The organism is Solihabitans fulvus (genome assembly GCF_008386585.1).
Lineage (GTDB): Bacteria > Actinomycetota > Actinomycetes > Mycobacteriales > Pseudonocardiaceae > Solihabitans > Solihabitans fulvus.
Window position 1 is genome coordinate 168,572 of the sequence record NZ_VUOB01000022.1, and the last position, 25,431, is coordinate 194,002.

23 protein-coding genes and 1 riboswitch are annotated in these 25,431 nt (G+C 71.7%); of the genes, 18 read left to right on the forward strand and 5 right to left on the reverse strand.

Annotation, left to right across the window (positions count from 1 at the left end; genetic code table 11):
• Positions 1 to 11: 11 nt before the first annotated feature.
• Positions 12 to 713 (reverse strand): TetR/AcrR family transcriptional regulator, encoded by a 702-nt coding sequence (locus F0L68_RS13520; RefSeq protein WP_149849876.1) that lies wholly within the window; start codon positions 711 to 713, stop codon positions 12 to 14.
• 167 nt (positions 714 to 880) lie between these two features.
• On the opposite strand from F0L68_RS13520, the gene F0L68_RS13525 reads away from it, so the two are divergent.
• Positions 881 to 1,165: a hypothetical protein gene (locus F0L68_RS13525; protein WP_149849877.1), complete on the forward strand. Its 285-nt coding sequence runs from the start codon at positions 881 to 883 to the stop codon at positions 1,163 to 1,165.
• Between the two features lie 22 nt (positions 1,166 to 1,187).
• Here the strand turns inward: F0L68_RS13525 and F0L68_RS13530 are convergent, their stop codons facing one another.
• Positions 1,188 to 1,952, reverse strand: coding sequence for an excalibur calcium-binding domain-containing protein (locus F0L68_RS13530; protein ID WP_223198758.1), 765 nt, complete (start codon positions 1,950 to 1,952; stop codon positions 1,188 to 1,190).
• Between the two features lie 60 nt (positions 1,953 to 2,012).
• Positions 2,013 to 2,462 (reverse strand): DUF4442 domain-containing protein, encoded by a 450-nt coding sequence (locus F0L68_RS13535; RefSeq protein WP_188316554.1) that lies wholly within the window; start codon positions 2,460 to 2,462, stop codon positions 2,013 to 2,015.
• 93 nt (positions 2,463 to 2,555) lie between these two features.
• Positions 2,556 to 2,642, forward strand: a riboswitch (ZMP/ZTP riboswitch).
• A 33-nt stretch (positions 2,643 to 2,675) separates the two neighbouring features.
• Between F0L68_RS13535 and glyA the strand changes: the two genes are divergently transcribed.
• From glyA to F0L68_RS13565, 6 genes are all read left to right on the forward strand, one after another.
• On the forward strand, positions 2,676 to 3,938 hold the full coding sequence (glyA, locus tag F0L68_RS13540) for a serine hydroxymethyltransferase (RefSeq protein ID WP_149849878.1): 1,263 nt from the start codon (positions 2,676 to 2,678) through the stop codon (positions 3,936 to 3,938).
• A 112-nt stretch (positions 3,939 to 4,050) separates the two neighbouring features.
• Positions 4,051 to 5,343 (forward strand): sensor histidine kinase, encoded by a 1,293-nt coding sequence (locus F0L68_RS13545; RefSeq protein WP_149849879.1) that lies wholly within the window; start codon positions 4,051 to 4,053, stop codon positions 5,341 to 5,343.
• A gap of 75 nt (positions 5,344 to 5,418) precedes the next feature.
• On the forward strand, positions 5,419 to 6,198 hold the full coding sequence (locus F0L68_RS13550; protein ID WP_149849880.1) for an ABC transporter ATP-binding protein: 780 nt from the start codon (positions 5,419 to 5,421) through the stop codon (positions 6,196 to 6,198).
• Complete coding sequence (locus tag F0L68_RS13555; RefSeq protein ID WP_149849881.1) at positions 6,192 to 8,768, forward strand: FtsX-like permease family protein; 2,577 nt, start codon at positions 6,192 to 6,194, stop codon at positions 8,766 to 8,768. The genes F0L68_RS13550 and F0L68_RS13555 overlap by 7 nt, the downstream gene beginning before the upstream one ends.
• A gap of 254 nt (positions 8,769 to 9,022) precedes the next feature.
• Entirely contained in the window at positions 9,023 to 9,544 is a 522-nt protein-coding gene (locus F0L68_RS13560) for a MarR family winged helix-turn-helix transcriptional regulator (RefSeq protein WP_223198759.1), read from the forward strand.
• Positions 9,544 to 11,223 (forward strand): MDR family MFS transporter, encoded by a 1,680-nt coding sequence (locus F0L68_RS13565; RefSeq protein ID WP_149849882.1) that lies wholly within the window; start codon positions 9,544 to 9,546, stop codon positions 11,221 to 11,223. Before F0L68_RS13560 ends, F0L68_RS13565 begins: the two co-directional genes overlap by 1 nt.
• Positions 11,224 to 11,334: 111 nt before the next feature.
• On the opposite strand, the gene F0L68_RS13570 is transcribed toward F0L68_RS13565, so the two are convergent.
• Positions 11,335 to 11,835: an inorganic diphosphatase gene (locus F0L68_RS13570; RefSeq protein WP_149849883.1), complete on the reverse strand. Its 501-nt coding sequence runs from the start codon at positions 11,833 to 11,835 to the stop codon at positions 11,335 to 11,337.
• Positions 11,836 to 12,008: 173 nt separating this feature from the next.
• Here F0L68_RS13570 and dacB point away from each other — a divergent pair, with 173 nt between their 5' ends.
• The 5 genes from dacB to hpt all read left to right on the forward strand — a co-directional run bounded on the left by dacB (position 12,009) and on the right by hpt (position 17,692).
• Entirely contained in the window at positions 12,009 to 14,009 is a 2,001-nt protein-coding gene (gene dacB / locus F0L68_RS13575) for a D-alanyl-D-alanine carboxypeptidase/D-alanyl-D-alanine endopeptidase (protein WP_149849884.1), read from the forward strand.
• 53 nt (positions 14,010 to 14,062) lie between these two features.
• Positions 14,063 to 14,944, forward strand: a complete 882-nt coding sequence (locus F0L68_RS13580) for a DUF2268 domain-containing putative Zn-dependent protease (protein WP_149849885.1) — start codon at positions 14,063 to 14,065, stop codon at positions 14,942 to 14,944.
• A 71-nt stretch (positions 14,945 to 15,015) separates the two neighbouring features.
• A complete protein-coding gene (locus tag F0L68_RS13585) occupies positions 15,016 to 16,086 on the forward strand; it encodes a zinc-dependent metalloprotease (protein WP_223198760.1) in 1,071 nt (356 codons plus the stop codon).
• A complete protein-coding gene (tilS, locus tag F0L68_RS13590) occupies positions 16,083 to 17,075 on the forward strand; it encodes a tRNA lysidine(34) synthetase TilS (protein ID WP_223198761.1) in 993 nt (330 codons plus the stop codon). The genes F0L68_RS13585 and tilS overlap by 4 nt, the downstream gene beginning before the upstream one ends.
• A 68-nt stretch (positions 17,076 to 17,143) precedes the next feature.
• Positions 17,144 to 17,692, forward strand: coding sequence for a hypoxanthine phosphoribosyltransferase (gene hpt / locus F0L68_RS13595; protein WP_149849887.1), 549 nt, complete (start codon positions 17,144 to 17,146; stop codon positions 17,690 to 17,692).
• 47 nt (positions 17,693 to 17,739) lie between these two features.
• Here the strand turns inward: hpt and F0L68_RS13600 are convergent, their stop codons facing one another.
• Positions 17,740 to 19,431 (reverse strand): substrate-binding and VWA domain-containing protein, encoded by a 1,692-nt coding sequence (locus F0L68_RS13600; RefSeq protein ID WP_149849888.1) that lies wholly within the window; start codon positions 19,429 to 19,431, stop codon positions 17,740 to 17,742.
• A 586-nt stretch (positions 19,432 to 20,017) separates the two neighbouring features.
• On the opposite strand from F0L68_RS13600, the gene ftsH reads away from it, so the two are divergent.
• The 6 genes from ftsH to F0L68_RS13630 all read left to right on the forward strand — a co-directional run bounded on the left by ftsH (position 20,018) and on the right by F0L68_RS13630 (position 25,404).
• Positions 20,018 to 22,354: an ATP-dependent zinc metalloprotease FtsH gene (ftsH, locus tag F0L68_RS13605; RefSeq protein WP_149849889.1), complete on the forward strand. Its 2,337-nt coding sequence runs from the start codon at positions 20,018 to 20,020 to the stop codon at positions 22,352 to 22,354.
• A 95-nt stretch (positions 22,355 to 22,449) separates the two neighbouring features.
• On the forward strand, positions 22,450 to 23,079 hold the full coding sequence (gene folE / locus F0L68_RS13610) for a GTP cyclohydrolase I FolE (RefSeq protein WP_149849890.1): 630 nt from the start codon (positions 22,450 to 22,452) through the stop codon (positions 23,077 to 23,079).
• A 35-nt stretch (positions 23,080 to 23,114) separates the two neighbouring features.
• On the forward strand, positions 23,115 to 23,921 hold the full coding sequence (gene folP / locus F0L68_RS13615; protein ID WP_188316572.1) for a dihydropteroate synthase: 807 nt from the start codon (positions 23,115 to 23,117) through the stop codon (positions 23,919 to 23,921).
• 81 nt (positions 23,922 to 24,002) lie between these two features.
• Entirely contained in the window at positions 24,003 to 24,395 is a 393-nt protein-coding gene (gene folB / locus F0L68_RS13620; protein WP_149849891.1) for a dihydroneopterin aldolase, read from the forward strand.
• 30 nt (positions 24,396 to 24,425) lie between these two features.
• On the forward strand, positions 24,426 to 24,914 hold the full coding sequence (gene folK, locus F0L68_RS13625; protein WP_149849892.1) for a 2-amino-4-hydroxy-6-hydroxymethyldihydropteridine diphosphokinase: 489 nt from the start codon (positions 24,426 to 24,428) through the stop codon (positions 24,912 to 24,914).
• Positions 24,915 to 24,936: 22 nt separating this feature from the next.
• Positions 24,937 to 25,404, forward strand: a complete 468-nt coding sequence (locus F0L68_RS13630) for a DUF3180 domain-containing protein (protein ID WP_149849893.1) — start codon at positions 24,937 to 24,939, stop codon at positions 25,402 to 25,404.
• The last annotated feature ends 27 nt before the right edge of the window (positions 25,405 to 25,431 follow it).

Sequence of the window (25,431 nt, forward strand, 5' to 3'; positions counted from 1 at the left end):
GCTCCTTAGGTTCATCGGTTCTGCGTGGCGGCGATCGCTTCGGTGAGGACGTCGTTCCAGCGTTCGAACAGCGCGACGATCTGCTGCTGGAGGCGGACGACGCCGTGCGGATCCGGTCTGTCTGCCGGCTCGACCACCCTGTTGATCGCGTCGGCGAGCAGCGCCGCCGTCTCGGGCGCCGAGCGGTCGGGTTGCAGGCCTGCTGCGTCCTGGCCGAGATAGAACCCCCTGTTGACCGCGTCGATGACGTAGGTCAGCGCGGCGGTGTCCAGGTCGCTGCGGATGAAACCGTTGTCCCGCAACAGGTCGAGGTAGTCGTGGTAGGAACCGATCGACGAGCTGACGTAGTTCCGCAGCGATGTCGACCCCTCGACGAGTTCGCCGAGAACCGTGCCGTCGCCCAGGAACAACGCCTTGCTGATCGGCCGGTTCATCACCTCGACGTAGACCGTGGCCGACATGGGGCCGGGCAGGGCGAGGTCCGGTTCCTCGCGCATCCGATCGAGCAGCACCCGCAGCACGTCGAGGCTTTCCCGCAGGAACAGCCCGTGGAAGACCTGCTGCTTGGTCTTCCAGTGCAGGTAGACGGTGCCCTTGCCGACACCGGCCGCCTTGGCGATGTCCTCGACCGTGATCTTGCGGTAGCCCCAGCGCAGCAGCAGCGCCGACGCCGCGTCCAGGATCCGTGCGGCGCGCGCCTCGAACTCGTTCATCCACATCCTCGGTTTGACTCGTGACCGGATACGAAATCTGGTCACGGGTCACGCTAGCGTCGAGCGTGACCCGGCGCAAGGGCGGTGGTCTGAAGGGGTGGTCGACGCGGCGGCGGCGTCAGGGCGGCCGCGCGGGCCCGTCCCACCGGCGAAGGAGGGGATGACCCATGACCACGATGATCGTTGCGGCGGTCCTCGGCGTGCTGCTGGCGGTGTTTGGGCTGCCGGCGGTGCGGCGCGAGTGGATTCGCCGCCGGACCGTCGCCAGGGTGCGCACCGACCTGAGCTGGTTCTATCCGGCGGCCGCCGAGCGGGTCGGTCGGCACGCGTCGGTCCGGCGGGCCGGTCAGCTGCACAGGGTCGGGCAGGTCGGCAGGGTTGGGCAGGTCGGCCTGGTCGGCCGGCACGCGCTACCCGAGCAGCGCGGCCGGCACGGTCTCGCCAGGCCCTAGACGCAAGGCCGGGGCGGGGACCTCAGAACCAGCAGGCGACGCCCGTGTGGTGCCGGTCCAGTCCCTCGCGGTAGCCCGGCTGGCCCTTGAACAGCGGCGCCGCGCCTGCCCTCCTGGCGTCCGCGCAGGTCTTGTAGTACACCTCGCCCGGCTTGGCCGGTGTCGACGGCTCGCCGGGGTCGTTCGGCTCGGAGGTCGGGGGCGGGCTGGACGTGGTCGGCTTCGGGGTGGTGTCCGAGCCCCGACACGGGTCGCCCCACAGGCCGACGGCCGTCTGCTTGGCGGTGGTCTCCGCCTTGGTCAGCTCGGCCCGGCCCGCCGCGTACGACGCGACGCGGCCGAAGCCCTTGCTGATGGTCAGCACGCTGACGTCGGTGGTGTCGGTCAGCTGCACGCGGGCCACCCTCGGGGTGCCCTCCGCCTCGACGGACACCCAGACCGTCTTGCCCTGCACCGCGTTGCGCAGGAACCCGGTCGCCACGGTCGCCCAGCACGGCGCGGGGTCGGTCAGCCCGGAGAGGCGGACCTGCTTGCCGTCGGAGGTCACGATGGTCCTGCCGTCGGCGACGCTGGTCACGGTGAGGGTGACGGTCGGGGCGGTGCTCGGCGCGACGTTCGTCGGGGAGTTCACCGCGACGGGGTGGCCCGGCACCGCCGACGACCCACTCATCAGCGAACCAAGCAGGAAGAACAGCAGGAAGGCCGCGATGGCTGCGGCCGTGATGCGCAGCCAGCTGGGCGCGCGGCGCCACCATAAGGCCGGCGATGCGGTGCTGTCGCTCGTCACGGATCCTGGACCTTACGGGTCCGACGCCGGTTTGCGTAGGCGTACTCCCGGGTTCGGCGCCTAACGGTTCGGGCGCAGGGTCCAGACGACGGTCATCTCGGCCGTGGTGACGCCCTCGGCGTTGCTGACGGTGACCTGCACGGGGAACTCGGGGCGGGTGCCCTCGGCCAGCTCGGCGATGACCTCGTCGGCGGGCCTGCCGAGCACGGCCTCGGCCCGCACCGCGCCGAGCGCGAGCTTGCGGTAGGCGATCTCGGAGCGCGCGACCAGCGGGGTGGCGCGGTCGAGCACCGAGCTGAACGCGGCCATCACGATCGCGCCGGAGGCGGTCTCGCCGAGGCCGAAGGTCATCGCGGCGTGCGGGCCGCCGACGTGGTTGCGCAGGTGCTCGTGGTCCGGCAGGGACGCGACCACGCGCTCCGCGTCGACCTCAAGCAGTTCCACCTCGTTGCTGCGCACCCACGGCACGCTCTGCTTCATGGCGTCGTTGACCCAGCCATACTCGCTCATGACGCCGATGCTACCCGCCGGTAACCCATCGGATCTACTGATTGGTAACCATGGTGGATGCTCCTGCGCCTCGGCCCGCGAGCTCTAGACTCTGGCTCCTGTCGTGACTGGCGTGTTCGGGTGGAGACAACCACCGGGGAGCGACCGACCGGAACCGTGCCGTGCGCCTGGGTGCCTCCGCCAGGACGACACGTGTCCCCAGGAGGCCCGCTCATGCACCAGCCAGCCGTCCCGCACCTCGCCGCCACCGACCCCGAGATCGCCGACCTCGTCGAGGCGGAGGCCAGGCGCCAGCACGAGAAGATCCGCCTGATCCCGTCCGAGAACTACGTCTCGACGGCCGTGCTCGAGGCCACCGGCACCGTGCTCACCAACAAGTACTCCGAGGGCTACGCCGACCGCCGCTACTACGAGGGCCAGCAGCTGATCGACCCGATCGAGACGCTCGCCGTCGACCGAGCCAAGGCGCTGTTCGGCGTCGACCACGCCAACGTGCAGCCCTACTCCGGCTCGCCGGCCAACCTCGCGATCTACCTCGCCTTCCTCGACCCCGGCGACACCGTCATGGGCATGGCGCTGCCGATGGGCGGCCACCTCACGCACGGCTGGAGCGTGTCCGCGACCGGGAAGTGGTTCCGCAGCGTGCAGTACGGCGTGCGCAAGGACACCGGCCGCGTCGACCTGGACGAAGTCCGCGAGCTGGCCCTGCGGGAACGGCCCAAGCTGATCTTCTGCGGCGGCACCGCCATCCCGCGCACCATCGACTTCCCCGCGTTCGCCGAGATCGCGGCCGAGGTCGGCGCGGTGCTGGCGGCCGACATCGCGCACATCGCCGGGCTGATCGCCGGCGGCGCGCACCCGTCGCCGGTCGGGCACGCCCAGGTCATCTCCACCACGACGCACAAGACGCTGCGCGGCCCGCGCGGCGCGATGCTGATGTCCGACGCCGAGCACGCGAAGGCGTTGGACAAGGCCGTGTTCCCCGGCCTCCAGGGCGGCCCGCACAACCACACCACCGCGGCCATCGCGGTGGCGCTGCGCGAGGCGGCCGAACCGTCCTTCCGCGACTACGCGCACGCCGTGGTGGCCAACGCCAACGCGCTGGCGCAGGCGTTGCTGGAGCGCGGCTTCGACCTGGTCTCCGGCGGCACCGACAACCACCTGATCCTGGTCGACCTGACCAGCAAGGGCATCGCGGGCAAGCCGGCGGCCAAGGCGCTGGACCGGGCCGGCATCGAGCTCAACTACAACACCGTGCCCTTCGACCCGCGCAAGCCGTTCGACCCGTCGGGCATCCGGCTCGGCACGCCCGCGATCACCACCCGTGGCCTCGGCGTCGAGCAGATGCCCGTGCTCGCCGAGTGGATCGACGGCGCCGTGCGCGCGGCTGGCGAGGGTGACGAGGCCGCCATCGAGCGGATCGCCGCCGAGGTGGCCGAGCTGCTGGCCGGCTACCCGATGCCCGGCTGGGCCTGACCCGCTCGGTGGGCCGCCCCTCAGGGAGAGGGGCGGCCTGGCGGGTTCCGCCAGCACCAATGGTGGTGCTAGCTCCCCGGTGTTCGTCATCGCGACAGGTCACAATGGACGGATGACGGACAAGGCGGGCCATCCCCGCGTCGGGGTGCTCACGCAGCTGGGTCGCCTGTGGGTGTCGACGGTCACGTCGATGGCCGCGATGGTGTTGCTGCCGGTGTTGCTGGCCGCCATACTGCTGAGCCTGATCGGCGGGGTCGGCCTGCCGTTGCTGTTCGCGGTGCTCAAGGCGATCCACGTGGTGGCCAACGTGCACCGCAGGCTGGCCGAGCAGGCGCTCGACGTCGACATCCCCGAGCCCTACCTGGCGGTGACGGCCACCACCGTGCTCGGCAGGCTCCGGCAGTCCGCGACCGACCCGGCCAACCAGCGTGAACTCGGCTGGCTCGCGCTGCACGCGGTGGTCGGCGTCCCGCTCAGCATGATCCCGCTCGCCCTGTGGATGGAGGCCGTCGTCTGCCTGTTGGCCCCGGCGATCTGGCGGTTCGCGCGCATCGAGGTGTTCGTGCCGATCGACAGCTGGACCCGCGCCGTCGCGGTGGTGCCGGTCGGGCTGGTGAGCGCCGTGCTCGCCTGGTGGCTCAGCCCGAAGTTCCTGCGGGTGCAGGCCAGAATGGACCGCGCGCTGCTCGCGCCGAACCCGAACGCCAAGCTGGTGGAGCGGGTCGAGCAGCTGGCCACCTCCCGCGCGGAGACCGTCGACGCGCAGGCCGCCGAGCTGCGCAGGATCGAACGCGACCTGCACGACGGCGCCCAGGCGAGGCTGGTCGCGCTCGGCATGAACCTCGGCATGGTCGAGGAGCTGCTCAAGAGCGATCCGAACCTCGCCCGCGAGCTGGTGTCCGAGGCGCGGGGCTCCACCACGCTGGCGCTGTCCGAGCTGCGCGACCTGGTGCGCGGCATCCACCCGCCCGTGCTGGCCGACCGGGGGCTGGTCGGCGGGGTCCAGGCGCTGGCGCTGGCCAACCCGCTGCCCGTCAGCACCGAGCTGGACCTGCCGCAACGGCTACCCGCGCCGGTGGAGTCGGCCGCCTACTTCGTGGTGGCCGAGACGCTGACGAACGTGGCCAAGCACAGCGGCGCGAGCCGCGGCTGGGTGCACGTGCGGCACGCGAACGGCGTGCTGCGCATGGAGATCGGCGACGACGGGCACGGCGGGGCCGACGCGGACAACGGGACCGGGCTGGCCGGGCTGCGCCGCAGGCTGGCCGCGTTCGACGGCGTCCTGACGATCGTCAGTCCGCAGGGCGGCCCGACCCTGGTCACCGTCACGCTGCCCTGTGAACCCGTTGGTGGACCTAACTCCCCCAACGCTGGTGGGGCAGCCGACGGGCAAGAGGCGGGCTAGCACCGTCGTCATTGGACGGCTCCGTGCCTAGCGTGAGTTCCATACAGGAATTCGTTGCCAGGCAAGGAGATCGCAGTGCGGAAGCGTGTTGTTGACGGCGATGGTGACGGCGGTTTCGCGGTCCTGCTCGACCGGGTCTCGAAGGTCTACGGCAAGGGCGACAACGCCGTCGCCGCCCTCGACTCGGTGACGGTCGGCTTCCCGCGCGGCACCTTCACCGCCGTGATGGGCCCGTCGGGCTCGGGCAAGAGCACGTTCCTGCACTGCGCGGCCGGCCTCGACCAGCCAACCGGCGGGTCGGTCCGGCTCGGCGGGGTCGACCTGTCCGGGCTGCGCGAGACGGCGCTCACCGAGCTGCGCAGGGACCGCATCGGCTTCGTGTTCCAGGCGTTCAACCTGCTGCCCTCGCTGACGGTCGCGGAGAACATCACGCTGCCGCTGCGGCTGGCCGGCCGAAGGCCCGACCGGGCCTGGGTGCGCGAGGTGACCGACCGGGTCGGCCTGACCAACCGGCTGGCCCACCGGCCGTCCGAGCTCTCCGGCGGCCAGCAGCAGCGCGTCGCGATCGCCAGGGCGCTGGTCACCAAGCCGGCCGTGGTGTTCGGCGACGAGCCGACCGGCGCGCTGGACACCAGCACGGGCCGGGACGTGCTCAGGCTGCTCCGCGAGGTGGTCACCGGCACCGGGCAGACCGTGGTGATGGTGACGCACGACCCGGTCGCCGCGTCCTACGCCGACAAGGTCCTGTTCCTGGCCGACGGCCGCGTGGTCGGCGACCTGATCCGGCCGACGGCCGAGCAGGTCGCGGACCGGATGACCCACCTCGGCGCCTGGGCGGAGGCCGCGTCGTGCTGAGCCTCGCCTTGCGCACACTGCGCGCCCGCAAGGGTGGTTTCGTCGGCGCGTTCGTCGCCCTGCTGTTCGCCTCGACGCTGGTCACCGCCTGCGGAATCATGCTGGAGTCCGGGCTCAGGGGCGGCACCCCGACCGAGCGCTACGCCGGGACGGCCGTCATCGTCGCCGGCCAGCAGTCCTACCGGCCGGTGGTCACCCGCGCCCCCGACGACCACACCCCCGACCCGATGCCGGTCGGCCTGCCGGAGCGGGTCGGCGTGGACGCCGGGCTGGCCGCGAAGATCCGCCAGCTGCCCGGTGTCGCGCGCACCATCGCGGACGTGTCGTTCCCGGCCACCGCCGTGCGCGACGGGCAGCCGCTGCTCGGGCCGGGCGGCACGCCGTCGCTCGGGCACGGCTGGGACTCCGCCGCGCTGACCCCGTTCCGGCTTCGCGAGGGCCACGAGCCGAGCGGGGACGCCGAGGTCGTGCTCGACGCCGACCTGGCCGGGCGGGCTGGTGTGCAGGTCGGCGGCCAGGTGTCCGTCCTGGTCGGCGGCGAGCCGAAGTCCTTCCAGGTGGCCGGCATCGCCGAGCCGGTCGGGGTCGGGCTCGCCAAGCAGTCCGCGATGTTCTTCACCGGTGACCAGGCCGGCAAGTTGGCCGGCCAGCCCGGCAGGGCGGCCGCGATCGGCGTGCTCGCGGCGAACGGCGCGGACGTCGACGAGCTGCGCGACCGGGTCGCCGCCGTGGTCAAGGACAGTGGCGCGGTCGCGTTGGCCGGCGCCGACCGGGGCGCTGCCGAGTTCCTCGCCGCCGGCGAGGCCGAGATGATGCTGATCACGCTGTCCACGTCGTTCGGCGGGATCGCGCTGATGGTGGCGATCCTGGTGGTGGCGAGCACGTTCGGGCTGTCCATCCAGCAGCGGTCCCGCGAGGTGGCGCTGCTGCGGGCGATCGGCACGACGCCGCGCCAGGTGCGGAAGATGATCGCGGGGGAGGCGCTGGCCATCGGCGCCGTCGCGTCCGTGCTTGGCTGCCTGCCGGGTGTGGCGCTGGCGCACTGGATGTTCGGGCAGTTCGCGCAGCGGGGCATCGTGCCGGACACCATGCCGATGCACGTCGGACCGCTGCCGTTCGCCGCCGCGCTGGTGGCCGGCGTGCTCACGGCGGTCGGCGCGACCTTCGCCGCCGGTGCGCGCGCGGCGCGGACCAAGCCGACCGAGGCGCTGGGCGAGGCCGCTCTCGAACGGCCGGGCATCGGCAGGGGTCGGCTGATCACCGGGCTGGTGTTCCTGTTCTCCAGCCTCACGATGATGTTGCTGCCGCTGGTGATCAAGGGCGACGCGGCAGCCGCCGCCGTCAGCGGGGTCGTGGTGTTCGCGATCACGGCGGTCGCCCTGCTCGGCCCGCTGATCAGCCGCCGCGCCGCGACGGTGCTCGGTGGCGTGATCGCCAGGTCCGCAGGCGTGTCCGGCTACCTGGCCAGGGCCAACGCCCTGAACAACTCGCGGCGGCTCGCCTCGGCGATCACCCCGCTGGTGCTGGCCATCGGCTTCGCCGGCACCGCGATCTTCGCGCAGACCACCATGCTCGCGGCTGGCGAGGCCGACGCGGTGGCCGGCAGCAGGGCCGACGCCGTGCTGGTGTCCTCGACCGGTGGCCTGCCGGAGGAGGCGGCGCGGGACGCGCACCGGGTCCCCGGGGTCGCCGCGACCACCTCGGTGGCGCGCACCAAGGTCGTCGCCGAGTACACGATGATGGGCGAGGTGCAGGTGCGAGCCGTCGAGGCACAGGCGGTCGACCCGGCCGAGCTGGCCGAGACGGTGGACCTGAAGGTGCTCACCGGCGACCTGAAACGGTTGCACGGCAACGAGATCGCGATGTCGGACCAGCTGGCGGGCTCGATGGGCGTCAAGCTCGGCGACACCGTCAAGATCAGGCTGGGCGACGGCACGCCGGTCGAGGTGAAGGCGATCGCCACCTACGGCCGCAACCTCGGCTTCGGCGACGTGGTGATGGATCGCGTGCTGGTCGCTGGCCACACCACGACCGGGCTGGCCACGGAGGTGTTGGTGCGCAACGCTCCTGGTGCGAACACCGCCGCCGGGCTCGCCGCGCTGGCGCAGCGGTATCCGGGGCTGACGGTCGTCGACCAGGCGACCGTGCACGCCCAGCACGCCGACCAGCAGCGGATCGCGGTGTGGGTGAACCTGATCCTGGCCGGGCTGATCGTCGCCTACACCGGCATCGCGGTGGTCAACACGCTGGTGATGGCGACGTCCGCGCGGGTCCGCGAGTTCGCCCTGCTGCGGCTGATCGGCGCGACCAGGCGGCAGGTGCTGCGGATGTCGCGGTGGGAGGGGTTGCTGGTGGTGGTGACGTCGGTGGTGCTCGGCACGGCCGTCGCGGCCGCGACCCTGGTGCCGTTCAGCTACGCCATGAGCGGTTCGCCGTGGCCGACCGTGCCGCCGGCGACCTACCTGGCCATCATCGGGTTCACCGCGCTGCTGGGGATGATCGGCACGATCCTGCCGACGCGGCTGGCCCTGCGCAGCCGCCCGGCCGACGCGATCGGCATGCGCGAGTAGCACCGTCGGTCAAATTCGGGAGCCAACGCGGCGTTGGGGCGATAGATTCGCCCCAACGCCGCGTTCGTCCGTTAAAAGCAGTGTGGGTGTCGTGCGCCCTGCGTCCGGCATGCGCGGTTGGTAGTCGCCCGGGGACTGTCCGTGCTGCGAGCGGGGTCACACGGTATTTCAGTTGCTAAGAGACCTTGGCTAAGTTCATGCTTGCATCGAACAACTACTTGGATGCCACAAGCAACGGAGCGGTCGGAGCAGTCATGGCGAGCATGGAGAGTGCCCCGGAGCCCACCGGGGACGCGGACCTCGCGGTGGTCAACGGGATCGCCATGACGATGATCCGGGTCAGCAGGCTCCAGGCGTCCGTCGCCGCCCACCTGAGCAAGGCCGGCATCGACAAGGCGGCCTACGTGCTGCTCGCGACGCTGGCGGCGAACGGGCCGAGCAGGTCGAGCGCGCTCGCCGAGGCGGTCTACTCCGACCCGTCCACGGTCAGTCGCCAGGTGGCCCAGCTCGTCAAGGACGGGTTGGTCGAACGCCGCGCGGACCCCGAGGACGGCAGGGCCAGCGTGCTCGCCGCCACGGAGGCGGGTTGCGCGTTCCTCGACAGCAGCAGGGAACGGCGAAACGCGGCACTCGCGCGGATGTTCGGCGACTGGTCGCCCGAGGACCTGGGGACCTTCGCGGCGGCCTACGAGCGCTTTGCGGACGCCTACGAGCGTTCGCTCCAGAAGTTCATCACCGAGTGCGGACTGGGGTCGCACTCCGGAGGGGAGAAGTAATGTCAGAAACGGTTGCGCGGTCGGACACCGCGCCCCCGTCTGGTGGGGCCCTTGGTCTGACGCATCGTCAGATCCTGACCATTCTGTCCGGACTGCTGCTCGGCATGTTCCTCGCGGCGCTCGACCAGATGATCGTCGGCTCGGCGATGAAGACCATCGCCGACCAGCTGCACGGCCAGACGCTTCAGGCGTGGGCGACCACGGCGTACCTGATCACCTCGACGATCTCGACGCCGCTGTACGGCAAGCTGTCCGACATCTACGGCCGCAAGCCGATGTACCTGACCGCCATCACGTTCTTCCTGGCGGGTTCGCTGCTGTCGGGCATCTCGGGCTCGATGTACGAGCTGGCCGCGTTCCGCGGGCTACAGGGCCTTGGCGCCGGTGGTCTGATGTCGCTGGCGTTCGCGATCATGGCCGACGTCATCCCGCCGAGGGACCGCAGCAAGTACCAGGGCTATTTCATGGCGGTGTTCGGCATCTCCAGCGTGGCCGGCCCGGTCGTCGGCGGCTTCTTCGCCGGGCTCGACAGCTTCGCGGGCATCACCGGCTGGCGCTGGGTGTTCCTGGTGAACGTGCCGATCGCGCTCGTCGCGCTGCTGGTGGTCACCAAGGTGCTCAACATCCCGCACAAGCGGGTCAACCACCGCGTCGACTACTGGGGCGCCGCGATGCTCATCGTCGGCCTGGTGCCGCTGCTGATCGTCGCCGAGCAGGGTCGCGAGTGGGGCTGGGACGCCGGCCGCTCGATCGCCATGTACGTGATCGGCGTGCTGGGGTTGATCGCCTTCGTCTTCGTCGAGTTCAGGATGAAGGACGAGGCGCTGCTGCCGATGCGGCTGTTCCGCAACTCGGTGTTCAGCGTCAGCAACGCGATCAGCTTCGTCGTGGGTGTCGGCATGTTCGGCGGCATGGTCGCCCTGCCGCTGTACCTCCAGATCGTCAAGGGCGCCACGCCGACCGCGTCGGGCCTGATGCTGCTGCCGCTGATGGGCGGCATCATCGTGGCCTCGGGCACCAGCGGCGCGCTGACCTCGAAGACCGGCAGGTACAAGATCTTCCCGATCATCGGCGTTGCGGCGATGGCCACCGGCCTGTTCCTGTTCGGGCAGATCGGCACCGACACCCCGCTGTGGCACACCATGCTGATCATGGGCCTGTTCGGCGCCGGCATGGGCCTGTGCATGCAGACCCTGGTGCTGGCGATCCAGAACGGTGTCGAGCCGAGAGACATCGGCGTGGCGACCTCCTCGTCGACGTTCTTCCGGCAGATCGGTGGCACCGCCGGTGCCGCGGTCTTCCTGTCGATCCTGTTCAGCACGGTCGGCGACAAGATCAAGGACGGGGTCGCGAAGGTGGCCCCGACCAAGGACTTCCAGCTCGCGTTGCAGGACCCGGCCAACCACGTCTTCGCGGAGAAGTTCGCCGCGATGCAGAAGGGCGGCGGCGACCTGAACGACACCTCGTTCCTCAACGGCGCCAACCCGACGCTGGCCAGGCCGTTCTGGGACGGCTTCTCCAGCTCGATCGACACGGTGTTCGTGGTCGGCGGGTTCGTGACGCTGGCGGCCTTCGTGCTGGTCTGGTTCCTCAAGGAGAAGCCGCTGTCGACCAAGTCCGGTCTTCAGCTCCAGGCCGAGGAAGCCGCCGAGGCCCCGGTGATCGTGCCGGCGCACTAGGCACCTGACGCCCGTACGACGGAGGCCCCGCACCAACCCGGTGCGGGGCCTCCGTCGCGTCTGTCGGGTCAGTCCGGCCGGGACACGCCCGACCGGATCCGACCGCGAAGCTCAGTGCTCGCCGTTCGCCTCGGCGTCCTTCAACCGCTGGTAGGAGCGGACGACCTCGGCCTCGGCCTCGACGCGTCCGACCCAGCTGGCGCCCTCGACGCTCTTGCCCGGCTCAAGGTCCTTGTACACCTCGAAGAAGTGCTGGATCTCCAGCCGGTAGAACTCGTTGAGGTGGTGGATGTCGCGCAGGTGCTCCGACCTGGGGTCGTCCGCCGGCACGCAGAGCAGCTTGTCGTCGCCGCCCTTTTCGTCGGTCATCCGGAACATGCCGATCGTCCTCGACCGGATCAGGCAGCCGGGGAAAGTCGGTTCCTGGAGCAGCACGAGGGCGTCCAGCGGGTCGCCGTCTTCGCCCAGGGTGTTGTCGACGAACCCGTAGTCCGCCGGGTACTGAGTGGCCGTGAACAGGGTGCGGTCCAGCCGGATGCGCCCCGTCTTGTGGTCCATCTCGTACTTGTTGCGCACACCCTTGGGGATCTCGATGGTGACGTCGAACTCCACGCGTTCCTCGCTCGTGTTGCCTCAGGTGCGGCCGGTCACGAGCGGCCGCAGTGCCATCCTTCGTTACGCCACTAGTGTGGACCAAGACGTCCGATCGGTCCGCATCGAAGCAGCGGTCCGACGGTGTGACCTTGCTCGTGTCAGCGACACGGCCTGCCCCTCGGGAGGACTGCGTGCCCGGACCCGGACGGCCCACTCCAGGTCAGCCAGGAGAGCCTGCGGACCCGCGCCAGCAGGCTCCCGCGGACTTCGAATGGCCCACCGTCGACGACGACTTCGACGAGCCTGCTGTCGAGGAGGTCCGGCAGTCCGGATCCGGCTACGTGGATCCGCCAACGGTGCAGGTCCAGCGCCTGAACCAGGGTCCTCGGCCGCCGCAGGGGCCGCCCGGTCAGCAGGGCGGACCGGGCGCCTCCCGGCCCCGCGACGCGGCCCAACAGGCGCCCGTCGACCCGCCGACCCGGCCCGTCCAGCGCCCCCAGCAACAGCCCGACCCGGCACGCCAACAGCGGCCTGCGGTGGAGTCGCCGACGACACAGTTCGCCCGGCCGCTGCCGCCCCAGGAACGGCCCCAGCCGCCGCGGGAAACTGTGGGACAGGACACGTACGGACAGGGCGGCCAGCGCCCCGAACCGCTGCGTGCCGAGCAGCAACGCCCCGAACCGCTGCGCGCCGAGCCCCGCCGGATCGAGCCGCCGTCGAGCGAGCCGCCGCCGTCGCTGCCGGTCGAGCCGGAGCCCGCCGAGCACGAGAACGACGCGCCCGAGGTCACCCGGAAGGGTGGTCGTGGCCGCCGCAAGATGCTGATCATCGCCGGAGCCCTGATCCTGGTGATCGCCCTCGGCGTCGGTGTGGTCGTCGGGGGCGACAAACTTGGGCTGTTCGGCACGAAGGCGGCGGCCATCCAGCCGCCGCCCTCGCCGACCGCCGTCGTGCCGGCGCTGCGCCCGGTGGGCGCCGGGTCGCCCGCGCCGACCCCGCAGGCGCTGGCCGCCGTGCTCGACCCGCTCGCCGCGGCGGCGCAGTTGGGCACCCTCGGCGGCGCGGTGGTCGACCCGGCGACGGGCACCACGCTGTGGAAGAAGGGCGACACCGCCCTGCTCACGCCCGCCTCCAGCGCCAAGCTGCTCACGGCCGCCGCCGCGCTGCTCAGCCTGAACCACGCCGACCAGCTCAGCACCAAGGTTGTGGCCGGGACGGAGCCGGGCACGGTCGTGCTCATCGGCGGCGGCGACCCGACGCTGGACTCGACGCCGGCCGGCAAGGAGAACAGGTACCCGGGCTCGGCCAAGCTGGCCGACCTCGTCAACCAGGTCAAACAGAGCGCAGGCGGGACGATCAGCAAGGTCGTCTACGACATCAGCCGCTACCCGGGCCCCGACTTCGCCAACGGCTGGGACGCGACCGACATCGCGGGCGGCTCGATCACCCACCTCGAACCCCTGATGATCGACGGCGGCCGGGTCGACCCGACCGAGGACAAGCCGCGCGTCGCCAACGCGGCGCAGACCGCGGCCGACGCGTTCGCGCGAGGGCTCGGCGTGTCCGCCCCGGCAGTCAAGGGCGCCGCGCCGCAGGGCACCAAGGTGCTCGGCGAGGTCCGCTCGGCACCGGTCGAACAGCTCGTCGCCAACCTGCTCCAGATCTCCGACAACGTGCTCGCCGAGGCGATGGCCCGCGAGGTCGCCAGGGTGAACGGCGCGGACCAGTCCTTCACCGGCGCGGCCAAGGCCGTTCGGGACGTGTTGACCAAGAACGGCTTCGACCTGTCCGGCGTGGTGCTCAACGACGGCAGCGGACTGTCCCTCGGCGACAAGGTGCCGGCCAAGCTGTTCGCGGACATCGTCACGGCGGCGGCCAAGCCGGACACGGCCGGCGACGAGAAGACTGCGAAGCTGCGGCCCCTGCTGGCCGGGCTGCCGGTCGCCGGCGGCAGCGGCACCCTGTCCGGGCGCTACGTCAGCGGGCAGACCGCCGTCGGCAGGGGCTGGCTGCGCGCCAAGACCGGCACGCTCAGCAACGTCAACTCGTTGGCGGGCCTGGTGGTGGACAACGAGGGCAGGCTGCTGGTGTTCGCGTTCATGTCGAACGTGGCGCAGGAGCCCGACCTCGGCGCGGCGCGGCCGTATCTGGACACGCTGGCCGCCGCGCTGCGCAACTGCGGCTGTCACTAGCTCGCAAAACGGGCTTGAGTCTGCCGCCGCTGGAAGGTTTAGCGTCCGTTGCCATGACGATCACGGTCCTGGACACCTACCCGGCCATGCTGGAGATCCTGCGCGCGCCGCGCGCCGACCGGCCCGCGCTCCTGACGGCCATGCTGACACCCGCCGCGGGCATGTACCGGTACTTCCCCGGCGAGGTCGACCTCGTCGCGATGCACCGGATGGGCTCTGGCTTCCCGCTCGACCGCGACGAGGAGCGGTGCCTCGACGCGCTGGAGGCGTTGCGCGCGGCCGACGCCTGGGGCCGGATCGGGCGCGCGCTCGACGACGCGCTGGCCGTGCAGCTCGCGGCGACGCCCAGCATCACCGCGCCGGATATCACCGTGCTCATCGTCCTCGGCGACCCCGGCGACGCGCACTTCATGGGCCCGACGCTCGGCATGACGGCGAACGGCAGCGTGTCCGGGTACCTGTTCCTGAACTTCTGGCCCTACCAGGAGAACCTGGCCCGGCTGGAGGCGTCGGCCGTCCACGAGCTGAACCACAACCTCCGCTACGGCCCCGGCGCGGTCGTGTGGAACCCGGCGACGGTCACGGTTGGCGAGCAGGTGGTGTCCGAGGGGCTGGCCGACGCGTTCGCCCGGCAGCTGTACGGCGACGAGCTGGGACACACCCGCATCGGCGTGCCGCACCTGCACGACGACGCGGTGTTCGAGAAGGTCGTCTCCGGCCTTGGCGTGACCGGCATGCAGAACTTCGCGGCGTGGGTGCACGGCGACGCGACCGCGGCCCGGTTCGGCGCGACCCCGGTTGGCCTGCCGACCGGCGCCGGCTACGCCGTCGGCAACCGGCTCGTCGACGCCTACCTGGCCGCGACGGGCCGCACCGCGGCGCAGGCGCTGCTGGTGGACAGCCGAGAGGTGATCGACACCGCCCTGGCCCGGTAGGTCGCTCCGTTCCGGTCACGGGCGCACGTCCTGCCCGCGATTTCCGGCAAACCTCGGGTAGCGTCGGTGGGGTGAACGCCGCGACGGCAGCACGGACGGTGGAGGGGCAGGCGCCCGTCGACTGGGAGCTGGCCGCGTCCACCGCGGCGAGGTTGGTTCGGCCGGGTCCGGTGGTGCCGCGCGCTGAGGCGGATCTCGCGGTCCGCAGGCTGCGGGACCTCACCGTCATCGCCGAGGGCCACGTCCGCGACCTGACCGGGCTGGGTGCCGGCCTGCCGCTGCACCCCGGCGAGGTCGTCGACCGGCAGGGCTGGGTGCGCGCCGCCGTGCACGGCCTCGCCGCGCTCACCGACGGCGCGCTGCCCCGACCCGCCTCTGGCCCGCTCGGCGGCGTGCTCGCCGGCACGGCCGGGGTGCAGGCCGGCGTGGTGCTGGCCTTCCTGAGTTCGCGGGTGCTCGGCCAGTACGACCCGTTCGGCGACGCCGGCACGGGACGGCTGTTGTTGGTGGCGCCCAACGTCGTCGGCGCGCAGCGCGTGATGGACGTGCCGGCCGAGGACTTCTGCCTGTGGGTGTGCCTGCATGAGTGCACGCACCGCCTCCAGTTCACCGCGGTGCCGTGGCTGCGGGACTACTTCGCCGGCCAGGTCGCCGAGCTGCTGTCCACAATGGACGCCGGCGCGAGCGGTTCGGTCAGCAGGCTGCCCGAGGTGCTGCGGGCCGCGCGGCAGCGGGTGCGCGACTCCGAGGGGTCCGGGCCCGTCGCGCTCGTCGAGCTGTTGCAGTCGCCGGAACAGCGCGTGCTGCTTGACCGGCTGGTCGCGCTGTCCACGCTGCTGGAGGGCCACGCGGACCACGTGATGGACGCGGTCGGTCCCGCCGTCGTCCCGTCGGTGGCCACCATCAGGAACCGGTTCACCGCGCGCCGCAAGGGCGGCGGGCTGCTCGACCGCGTGCTGCGCACCGTGCTCGGCGTCGAGGCCAAGGTCCGCCAGTACGCGGAGGGCTCGGCGTTCACCGGGCACGTCGTCGGCGCCGTCGGCATGTCCGGGTTCAACGCCGTCTGGGATGCCCCCGAGACGCTGCCGACCCGCGCGGAGATCAGCGACCCGGACGCCTGGCTGCGCCGCGTCCACCCGTGACCGATCGCCCCGCCCTCGACGCGTCGGTGGCGGCGGTCCGCACCGCCGTGCGCAGGCTGCTGACCGCCGCGCGGGCCGAGGGCCATCTCGACGGCGGGGACCTGGCGGTCGCCGTGTCCGGCGGCGCCGACTCGCTCGCCCTGGCCGCGGGCGCGCAGCACGTGGCCGCCTCGGCGGGGCTCCGGCTGCACGGCCTTGTGGTGGACCACGGACTCCAGGCGGGCTCCGCCGAGGTCGCGCGGCGGGCCGCCGAGCAGCTCGCCGGGCTCGGGCTGCATCGCGTGCGGGTGCTGCCCGTCGAGGTGACCGGGCCGGGCGGACCGGAGGCGGCCGCGCGCCGGGCCAGGTACGCGGCCCTGCGCTCGGCCCTGCCGACGCCGGACGCGCTGGTCCTGCTCGGGCACACCAGGGACGACCAGGCGGAGACCGTGCTGCTGGGCCTCGGCCGGGGCTCCGGGCCCCGTTCGATCGCAGGGATGCGCCCGCTGGACCCGCCGCTGGCCCGGCCGCTGCTCGGCGTGTCGCGGGCGACGACCGAGGCCGCGTGCGCAGCCCTCGGCCTCGTGCCGTGGTCGGATCCGCACAACGCGGACCCCACCTTCACCAGGGTGCGGCTGCGCACCGAGGCGTTGCCGCTGCTGGAGGACGTGCTCAACCACGGCGTCGCGGACGCGCTGGCCCGCACCGCCGCGCAGCTGCGGGAGGACTGCGACGCGCTGGACGCGCTCGCCGACGACCTGTTCGCCGAGGCCACGCGCGGCGACACCCTCGACGTGGCCGTGCTGGCCGGGGCGCCGGCCGCGCTGCGTCGGCGGGCGCTGCGCGGCTGGCTGCGCGGGCTCGGTGTGCGGCAGCTCACCGACGCGCAGCTCCGATCGGTGGACGCGCTCGTCGGCGAATGGCGGGGTCAGGGTGGCGTTTGGCTGCCAGGCGGCTTGGTCGCCCGGCGCGCGCATGGCAGGCTTTGCGTTGACCCAACGGAGTCATGACTGTCCAGTGCCGACGCTGTCGGCACTGGACAGTCACGCCAAACTTCAACCAGAGGGGAAGTCTGCCCGTGTATGAGGGCGACATCGCTTCCGTGCTCGTCACCGAGCAGGAGATCAGCGACAAGGTCACGGAGTTGGCGAACAAGGTCGCGGCGGACTACCCGGCCGACGGTGGCTCGGACCTGCTGCTGATCGGCGTGCTCAAGGGCGCGGTGATGTTCATGACCGACCTGGCCAGGGCGCTGCCCGTGCCCACCCAGCTGGAGTTCATGGCGGTCAGCTCCTACGGCTCGGCGACCTCGTCCTCCGGCGTGGTGCGGATCCTCAAGGACCTCGACCGCGACATCGCCGGCCGGGACGTGCTCATCGTCGAGGACATCATCGACTCGGGCCTGACGCTGTCCTGGCTGCTGAAGAACCTGGCCTCGCGCAAGCCTGCCTCGCTGGAGGTGTGCGCGCTGCTGCGCAAGCCCGACGCGGTGAAGGTCGAGATCCCGGTGAAGTACGTGGGCTTCGACATTCCCAACGAGTTCGTCGTCGGGTACGGCCTCGACTACGCCGAGCGCTACCGCGACCTGCCCTACATCGGCACGCTCGACCCGAAGGTCTACGCCTAGCACCCTCATGGGCGGGCGCCTGCGGGGTGCCCGCCCACGAGGTGCGGTCAGCAGTTGGGGCGGCAGCTGCGCTGGCTCATGGCGTCCAGCAGCACGTTCTGGATGTCGCCAGGCTCCTGCGCCTGGTAGGCCTTGCCGCCGGTGATCGAGGCGATCTGGCGTAGCGCGTCCATGTCGGCGTCGGGGCCGATGCCGATGGTGATGACGGGCAGCGGGCGCGCCTTGTCGACCTGCGCGCGCAGCCGGTCGAGCAGCGTCGGCAGGTCGATGCCCTGCGGGTTGTCGTTGCGCCCGTTGGTGATCAGCACGACCGAGTTGACCTTCACCGGGTCGTAGGCCCTGCGCACCGACTGCACCGCGGCCAGCGTCGTGTCGAACAGCGCCGACCCGCCCTTGACCAGGCTCGGCAGCCTGGTCAGCCCGGACTGGAGCGCGGCGCGCCTCGGCCCGGCGCCGACCTGCTCGCCGAGCGGCCCGAGGCCGACCAGTTCGGTCCAGTCGGTCGTCGGCGTCTGCTGGGTGGAGAACGCCCACAGCCCGATCTGGGTGGTGTCGGGCAGCATGCCGAGCGCCCTGAGCGCCGCGTCCCGCTCCAGTTCCACCTTGCTCTGGCCGGTCGGCGCCTTCTGCTTCGTCGGGGCGGACACGTCGAGGACGGTGAGCATCCGCGCGTCCAGGTTGAGCACCGTCCAGGTCTTCAGCAGCTCGCTGACCTGTTTGGCGTTGGGGGCTGGCAGCGTCCGAGGCAGGTCGCCGCGCACGCCGTCGGCGTCCCGCCAGCTCGTCGGCGCGGCGCCCTTGGTGTCGCGGAAGCCCGCGTCGGCGAAGCGCTTCGCGGTATCCGAGGAGCGCAGCACCTGCTCGAAGGCGTTCGCGGCCTCGCCGGTGCCCGGCGGCTCGGTCGCCCTGGTCACCCGCACGAGCGGGTGGTCGAGCGAGACGGTGCCCTCCTGCGGATAGACGGCGACGGCCTCGCGCTTGCCGGCCTGCCGGTTGGTGGCCAGCACCGACTGTTCGGTGGCGGTGAACACCGGCGCGGTGTCGGGGCCCTGGCTGACCTTGCCGAAGCCGTCCTGCACGGTGGTCAGGGTGCTGCGCCCGATCCGCAGCAGGGCGTCGACGAGCTCCGCTTTCGGCGTGCCGTCCGGGTTGCCGAGCAGGCCGCGCATCAGCGTGAGGGTGAGCAGCCCCTCGGTGGTGGTGGTCGGGTCGCTGAGCACGGCGGGCACGCTGCCGTCGATGATCCGCTGCCAGCTGACCTGGGAGACCGGCCAGCCGAGCTTGCCAGCGCTCGGGGCGGAGGCCGCCACCACGAGCGGGCTGGTCGCGAGCGAGGGCCGGATGTCCAGGGTCGGGCTGCCAGGCACGGCGTCGGCGACCACCTGCTGCGGCCACAGCGAGGAGTCCGACAGCCACAGGGCTGGCGGGTTGATCTGCGTGGTCGGCAGCTCCCGCGCGACGTCGGCCGAGCTGCGCGCGTTCACCTGGACCTGCACGCACTTGCCGTCCACGATCGGCTGGCTCGCCTTGAAGGTGTCGGCGGCCTGCCGCACCACGCCCTCGGTGGACGGCGCGACGACCACCTGGAGGCTCAGCAGGCCGGTGCAGGTCCGGCCGCTGGTCGCCTTCAGCGCCACGATCGTCACCGCGACCGCCGCGACGACGCCGACGAGCGCGCCGATCGGCAGCAGGACGCGCCTGAGCCGGCGTGGTCGCTCGGGCCGGTGGCCAGTTGGCATGCTGTGACTACCTTCGGTTAGACATTTGCCCAATCGGATGGAATTTCGGTACGCCGCGTAGTCGGTGAGGATGAACACCGGCAGGCTCGGGCGCTAGGTTCCCGTGTCGGGCGTCACTCGAATGGCGGCATGCTCGCCGCATTGCGGACATTTCTCGGCCGGCGAACTCGGCGGCGCGATGGACCACCTGCTGGGACGGCCGAGGGCGAGTCCGGCGCGCCGGGGGACTGCCGGGCCCGCGCCGACCGCCGACGCGCCCGGCGCGCGGGGCGGACGGGTTCCCTCGAACGCCGTATCCTCCGAATACGGCCCGCTGAGCAGGTGTTTCGGCGGACTCGGCGGACATGGAGTGACAAAAAGGGCACGTTCCACGTGGCTGCGGTCACGCTGGGAACACAGCGGTGTTCCCGCCCGTTGGTTGCTCAGGGCAGGCAGCAGGTCCGTTTGGCTGTCGCGCGGAGGCAATGGGTTGCCGATCCGGGCGGTACGCTGGTCGGACCGGTGTGCCCGTCCGTCCGGGCGGTGGGTAGCCACCACCCGACGTGCAAGTCAGGGAGGGTCGAGGCCGCCCGACGGCCGTAAGTGAATGGACCGCAAGCGCCTGCTTCGCAACCCGCTCATCTGGATCGTTGCGGTGTTGCTGCTCTATTACGCCTTCAGCGTGCTCTTCGACGACTCCAGGGGCTATGCCCCCGTGAGTACCCAGAAGGCGCTCGAACAGGTCGACAAGGGCAACGTCAAGGAAGCCACGTTCGAGGACAAAGAGCAACGGCTCCGGCTGACCCTCAACAACGCCGTCGACGGCAGTGACCGGATGATCACGCAGTTCCCGGCCCTGTCGGCGGACACCGTCTTCAAGCAGCTCGAGGACAAGAAGGTCAACTTCAACACGAAGGTCACCCAGGACTCCTGGCTGACCCAGATGTTGATCTTCGTCGTGCCGCTCGGCCTGTTGCTCCTCGTCCTGATGTGGATGATGAACAACGCCCAGGGCGGCGGAAATCGCGTGCTCAACTTCGGCAAGTCCAAGGCCAAACAGCTGTCCAAGGACATGCCCAAGACGACCTTCGGCGACGTCGCCGGCGCGGACGAGGCCGTCGAGGAACTGCACGAGATCAAGGACTTCCTCCAGAACCCGGGCCGCTACCAGGCTCTCGGTGCGAAGATCCCCAAGGGCGTGCTGCTCTACGGCCCGCCTGGAACCGGCAAGACGCTGCTGGCCCGCGCGGTCGCCGGCGAGGCCGGCGTGCCGTTCTACTCGATCTCCGGCTCGGACTTCGTCGAGATGTTCGTCGGCGTCGGCGCGTCCCGCGTCCGCGACCTGTTCGAGCAGGCCAAGCAGAACGCGCCGTGCATCATCTTCGTCGACGAGATCGACGCGGTCGGCCGGCACCGAGGCGCCGGGCTCGGCGGCGGTCACGACGAGCGCGAGCAGACCCTCAACCAGCTGCTCGTCGAGATGGACGGCTTCGACTCGCGCGGCGGGATCATCCTGATCGCGGCGACCAACCGGCCGGACATCCTCGACCCGGCCCTGCTGCGTCCCGGCCGCTTCGACCGGCAGATCCCGGTGTCCCCGCCCGACATGCGCGGCCGCCGGCAGATCCTGCGGGTGCACTCCAAGGGCAAGCCGCTGGCCCCCGACGCCGACCTCGACGGTCTGGCCAAGCGCACGCCGGGCTTCTCCGGCGCCGACCTGGCCAACGTCATCAACGAGGCCGCGCTGCTCACGGCAAGGCACAACGGCACCCAGATCACCTCCGCCGCGCTGGAGGAGTCGGTCGACCGCGTCATCGGCGGCCCGGCCCGCAAGAGCAGGATCATCTCCGAGAAGGAGAAGAAGATCACCGCCTACCACGAGGCCGGGCACGCCCTGGCCGCGTGGGCGATGCCGGACATCGACCCGGTGTACAAGGTGACGATCCTGGCGCGCGGTCGCACCGGTGGGCACACCCTGTCCGTCCCCGAGGACGACAAGGACCTGATGACCCGCTCGGAGATGATCGCCAGGCTGGTCTTCGCCCTTGGCGGCCGCTCCGCGGAGGAGCTGGTCTTCCACGAGCCGACCACGGGCGCGTCCAACGACATCGAGCAGGCCACCAAGATCGCCCGCGCGATGGTGACCGAGTACGGCATGAGCGCCAAGCTCGGCGCGGTCAAGTACGGCCAGGAGCAGGGCGAGCCGTTCCTCGGCCGCTCGGCCGGCCGGCAGCCGGACTACTCGCTCGAGGTCGCGCACGAGATCGACGAGGAGGTCCGCAAGCTCATCGAGGCCGCCCACACCGAGGCCTGGCAGGTGCTCAACACCTACCGCGATGTGCTCGACGACCTGACGCTGGAGCTGATCGACAAGGAGACGCTCCACCGCACGGACCTCGAACGGATCTTCGCGCGCGTCGAGAAGCGGCCGAGGATCACCGAGTTCAACGACTTCGGTGGCCGCACTCCCTCCGACAAGCCGCCGATCAAGACCCCCGGCGAGCTTGCCAAGGAGCGCGGCGAGCCGTGGCCGCCGGTGCAGGATCAGCCGCCGACCCCGGTCGGCACGGTCCCGGTGGGCACCGACACGCCGGGCGGGCCGCCGAGGCCGGCCCAGGACGCGCCGGTCCCCAACGGCGCCGGCCCCTACGGCACCCCGCCGCAGCAGCCGGGCGGCCCGTACGGCCAGCCCGGTCCGTACCAGCCGACGTACCCGCCGCAGGGTGGCCAGCCGGCCAACCCGTCCGGTCCGCCGAACTACGGCGCGCCGCCCGGGTGGACGCCCGCGACGGCTCCGGCCGGTCAGCCACAGCCCTGGACGCCGTCGTGGGACCAGCAGCAGCAGGTCCCGCAGCCGCAGGAGAACGGCGGTCCCGCCGTCGAGTCCGACCCGGCGAGGCGCCCGTTCGGCACGGATCCGGACGGCGGCCGGAACAACGCCTGACCGATGACGGTTGGGCTGAATGACAGAAGCGACACGCCCCCGTGTCCTCGTGCCTGGCGCGAGGACACGGGGGTCGGTCATCTCGGAGGTAGCACGTGACCAAGTCCGTTGACGCGGTCGTCCCGACGCACGAGGACGACGACGCGCCGTCCCGGCCGGTGTTCGACCAGGCCAGGGCGGAGCGGGCGGTCCGCGAACTGCTGCTGGCCTGCGGTGAGGACCCGGAGCGGCAGGGCCTTCGGGACACCCCGGCCAGGGTGGCCAGGGCGTACCGGGAGATGTTCGCCGGGCTATACACCGATCCCGACACCGTGCTGGCCAAGACCTTCGACGAGAGCCACGAGGAACTCGTCCTGGTCACCGACATCCCGATGTACAGCAACTGTGAACACCACCTGGTGCCGTTCCACGGGGTCGCCCATGTGGGGTACATCCCGAACAGCCACGGCAGGGTGACCGGGCTGTCCAAGCTGGCCAGGCTGGTCGACCTCTACGCCAAGCGTCCGCAGGTGCAGGAGCGGCTGACCTCGCAGGTGGCCGACGCCCTGGTGCGGCGGCTCGACCCGCGCGGGGTGATCGTGGTCATCGAGGCCGAGCATCTGTGCATGGCGATGCGCGGCGTCCGCAAGCCAGGCGCGCGCACCACCACCTCGGCGGTGCGCGGCATGTTCCGCACCTCGGCGTCCTCGCGGGCCGAGGCGATCGAGCTGATCAAGGGGCGCTAGGAGTGGGCCTGTTCAAACCCGGCCGCTGCGTCGTGATGGGTGTGCTGAACGTCACACCCGACTCGTTCTCGGACGGCGGGCGCTACCTCGGCCACGACGACGCCGTCGCGCACGGCGTCGCCCTGCACCGGCGCGGGGCCGACCTGATCGACGTCGGCGGCGAGTCCACCCGGCCGGGCGCCGACCGGGTCGCGCCGGCCGTCGAGGCCGCCAGGGTCGCCCCGGTGATCCGGTCGCTCACCGCGCAGGGCGTGCCGGTCAGCGTGGACACCATGCGGGCCGAGGTCGCCGCCGCCGCGCTGGAGGCGGGCGCCACGCTCGTCAACGACGTGTCCGGCGGGCTGGCCGACCCGCTGATGGCCAAGGTCGTCGCCGACGCCGGCGTCCCGTGGGTGCTGATGCACTGGCGCGGGCACAGCAAGAACATGAACGACCTGGCCGAGTACGACGACGTGGTCGAGGACGTGCTGGCCGAGCTGGGCGCGCGGGTGGACGCGGCGCTCGCCGCCGGGGTCCGCGAGGACGCGCTGGTGCTCGATCCCGGGCTGGGCTTCGCCAAGCGCGCCGAACACGACTGGGCGCTGCTGCACGGCCTCGACCGGCTGCTCGCGCTCGGCTTCCCGGTGCTGGTCGGGGCCTCCCGCAAGCGTTTTCTCGGCCGCCTGCTCGCGGCGCCGGACGGCACCCCTCGCCCGCCGGACGGCCGGGAGGACGCCACCGCGGCGATCTCCGCGCTGGCCGCGGCGGCCGGGGCCTGGGGAGTACGCGTGCACGACGTCGACCGCACCCTCGACGCCGTGGCCGTCGCGACCGCGTGGACCCGCGGCGGGCTCACGGAATGACCCAGGCCCGACCGATCCCAGCTCGACCGACCCGAGCTCGACCGACCGCAGCCGGACCGACCAGAGCGGAGACGGATCTCCATGACTGACCGGATCACCCTGACCGGGCTGCGCGTGCGCGGCCACCACGGCGTGTTCGAGCACGAGAAGCGCGACGGCCAGGACTTCCTGGTGGACATCACGGTCTGGATCGACCTGGACCGCGCCGCCGCCACGGACGATCTCAAGGAGACGCTGCACTACGGCGAACTCGCCGAGCGGGCCGCCGCGATCATCGGCGGCGAACCCGTCGACCTGATCGAGACGGTCGCCGGCCGGGTCGCCGACGAGGTGATGACCGACGAGCGGGCGCACGCCGTCGAGGTCACCATCCACAAGCCGTCCGCGCCGATCCCGCTGACCTTCGCGGACGTCGCGGTGACCATCCGGCGTTCGCGCCGAGGCGGCCGAGGCGGCGGAGTGATCCCGGCGTGACGCGCGGGGCCTGCCTGTCGGGGGCGAGTGATGACTAGAGCGGTGCTGTCCATCGGGTCCAACCTCGGCGACCGGCTGGGTTATCTGCGGCTCGCCGTCGCGGGCTTCGCGGACGTGCTGGTCGCGGCCTCGCCGGTCTACGAGACCGCGCCGTGGGGCGTGCTCGACCAAGACGACTTCCTCAACGCCGTGCTGATCGTGGAGTCCGCCGACGTCGACGAGTGGGGCTGGCTGCGGCGCGGGCAGCAGCTGGAGCGGGACGCGGAGCGGGTCCGGGAGCTGCGCTGGGGACCGCGCACCCTCGACGTCGACGTGGTCACCGTGGACGACGTCCGGTCGACCGACCCTGAGCTGCTGCTGCCGCATCCCGGCGCGCACGAGCGGGCCACCGTGCTGATCCCGTGGCTCGACGTGGCGCCCGACGCCGTGCTGCCGGGCCACGGCCCGGTCGCCGAGCTGCTGCGGGGCGTCAGCGCCGAGGGCGTGCGCCGCCGCGACGACCTGACGCTGACGCCGTGAGCTGGCAGGGTGGGTGGCTGTGATGGAGTTCACCAGACCGAGGGACCTGCTCGTGCCAGGGCTCGTCACCGGTGTCCTGGTGCACCTGTTGCTGCGGCTGGCCTACGGGTCGCTGCCGGCCCTGCCCCGGCTCGCCGGGGTGACCCTGGTGGTGATCGCGCTCGCCGAACTGCTGCTCGGGTTCGCGCTGCGGGCGCGGATCCTGCGCAAGCCGGGCAGCAGGCCGGTGCAGCCGCTCACCGCGGCGCGGGCGGTCCTGCTGGCGAAGGCGTCCTCACTGGTCGGCGCGATCATGCTCGGCGCGTGGGCCGGGGTGCTGGCGTACGTGCTGCCGGAACGGGCCGCCCTGCCCGCCGCGTCGAACGACACGGTGAGCGCGATCATCGGCGGGGCCGGCGCGGCGCTGCTGATCGGTGCCGCGCTGTGGCTCGAACACTGCTGTAAAACCCCAGATCGCCCGGATGATGACGAGAGCCCCAAACGTTATTGATCACGCGATCATTCCCGCGCAGATCTC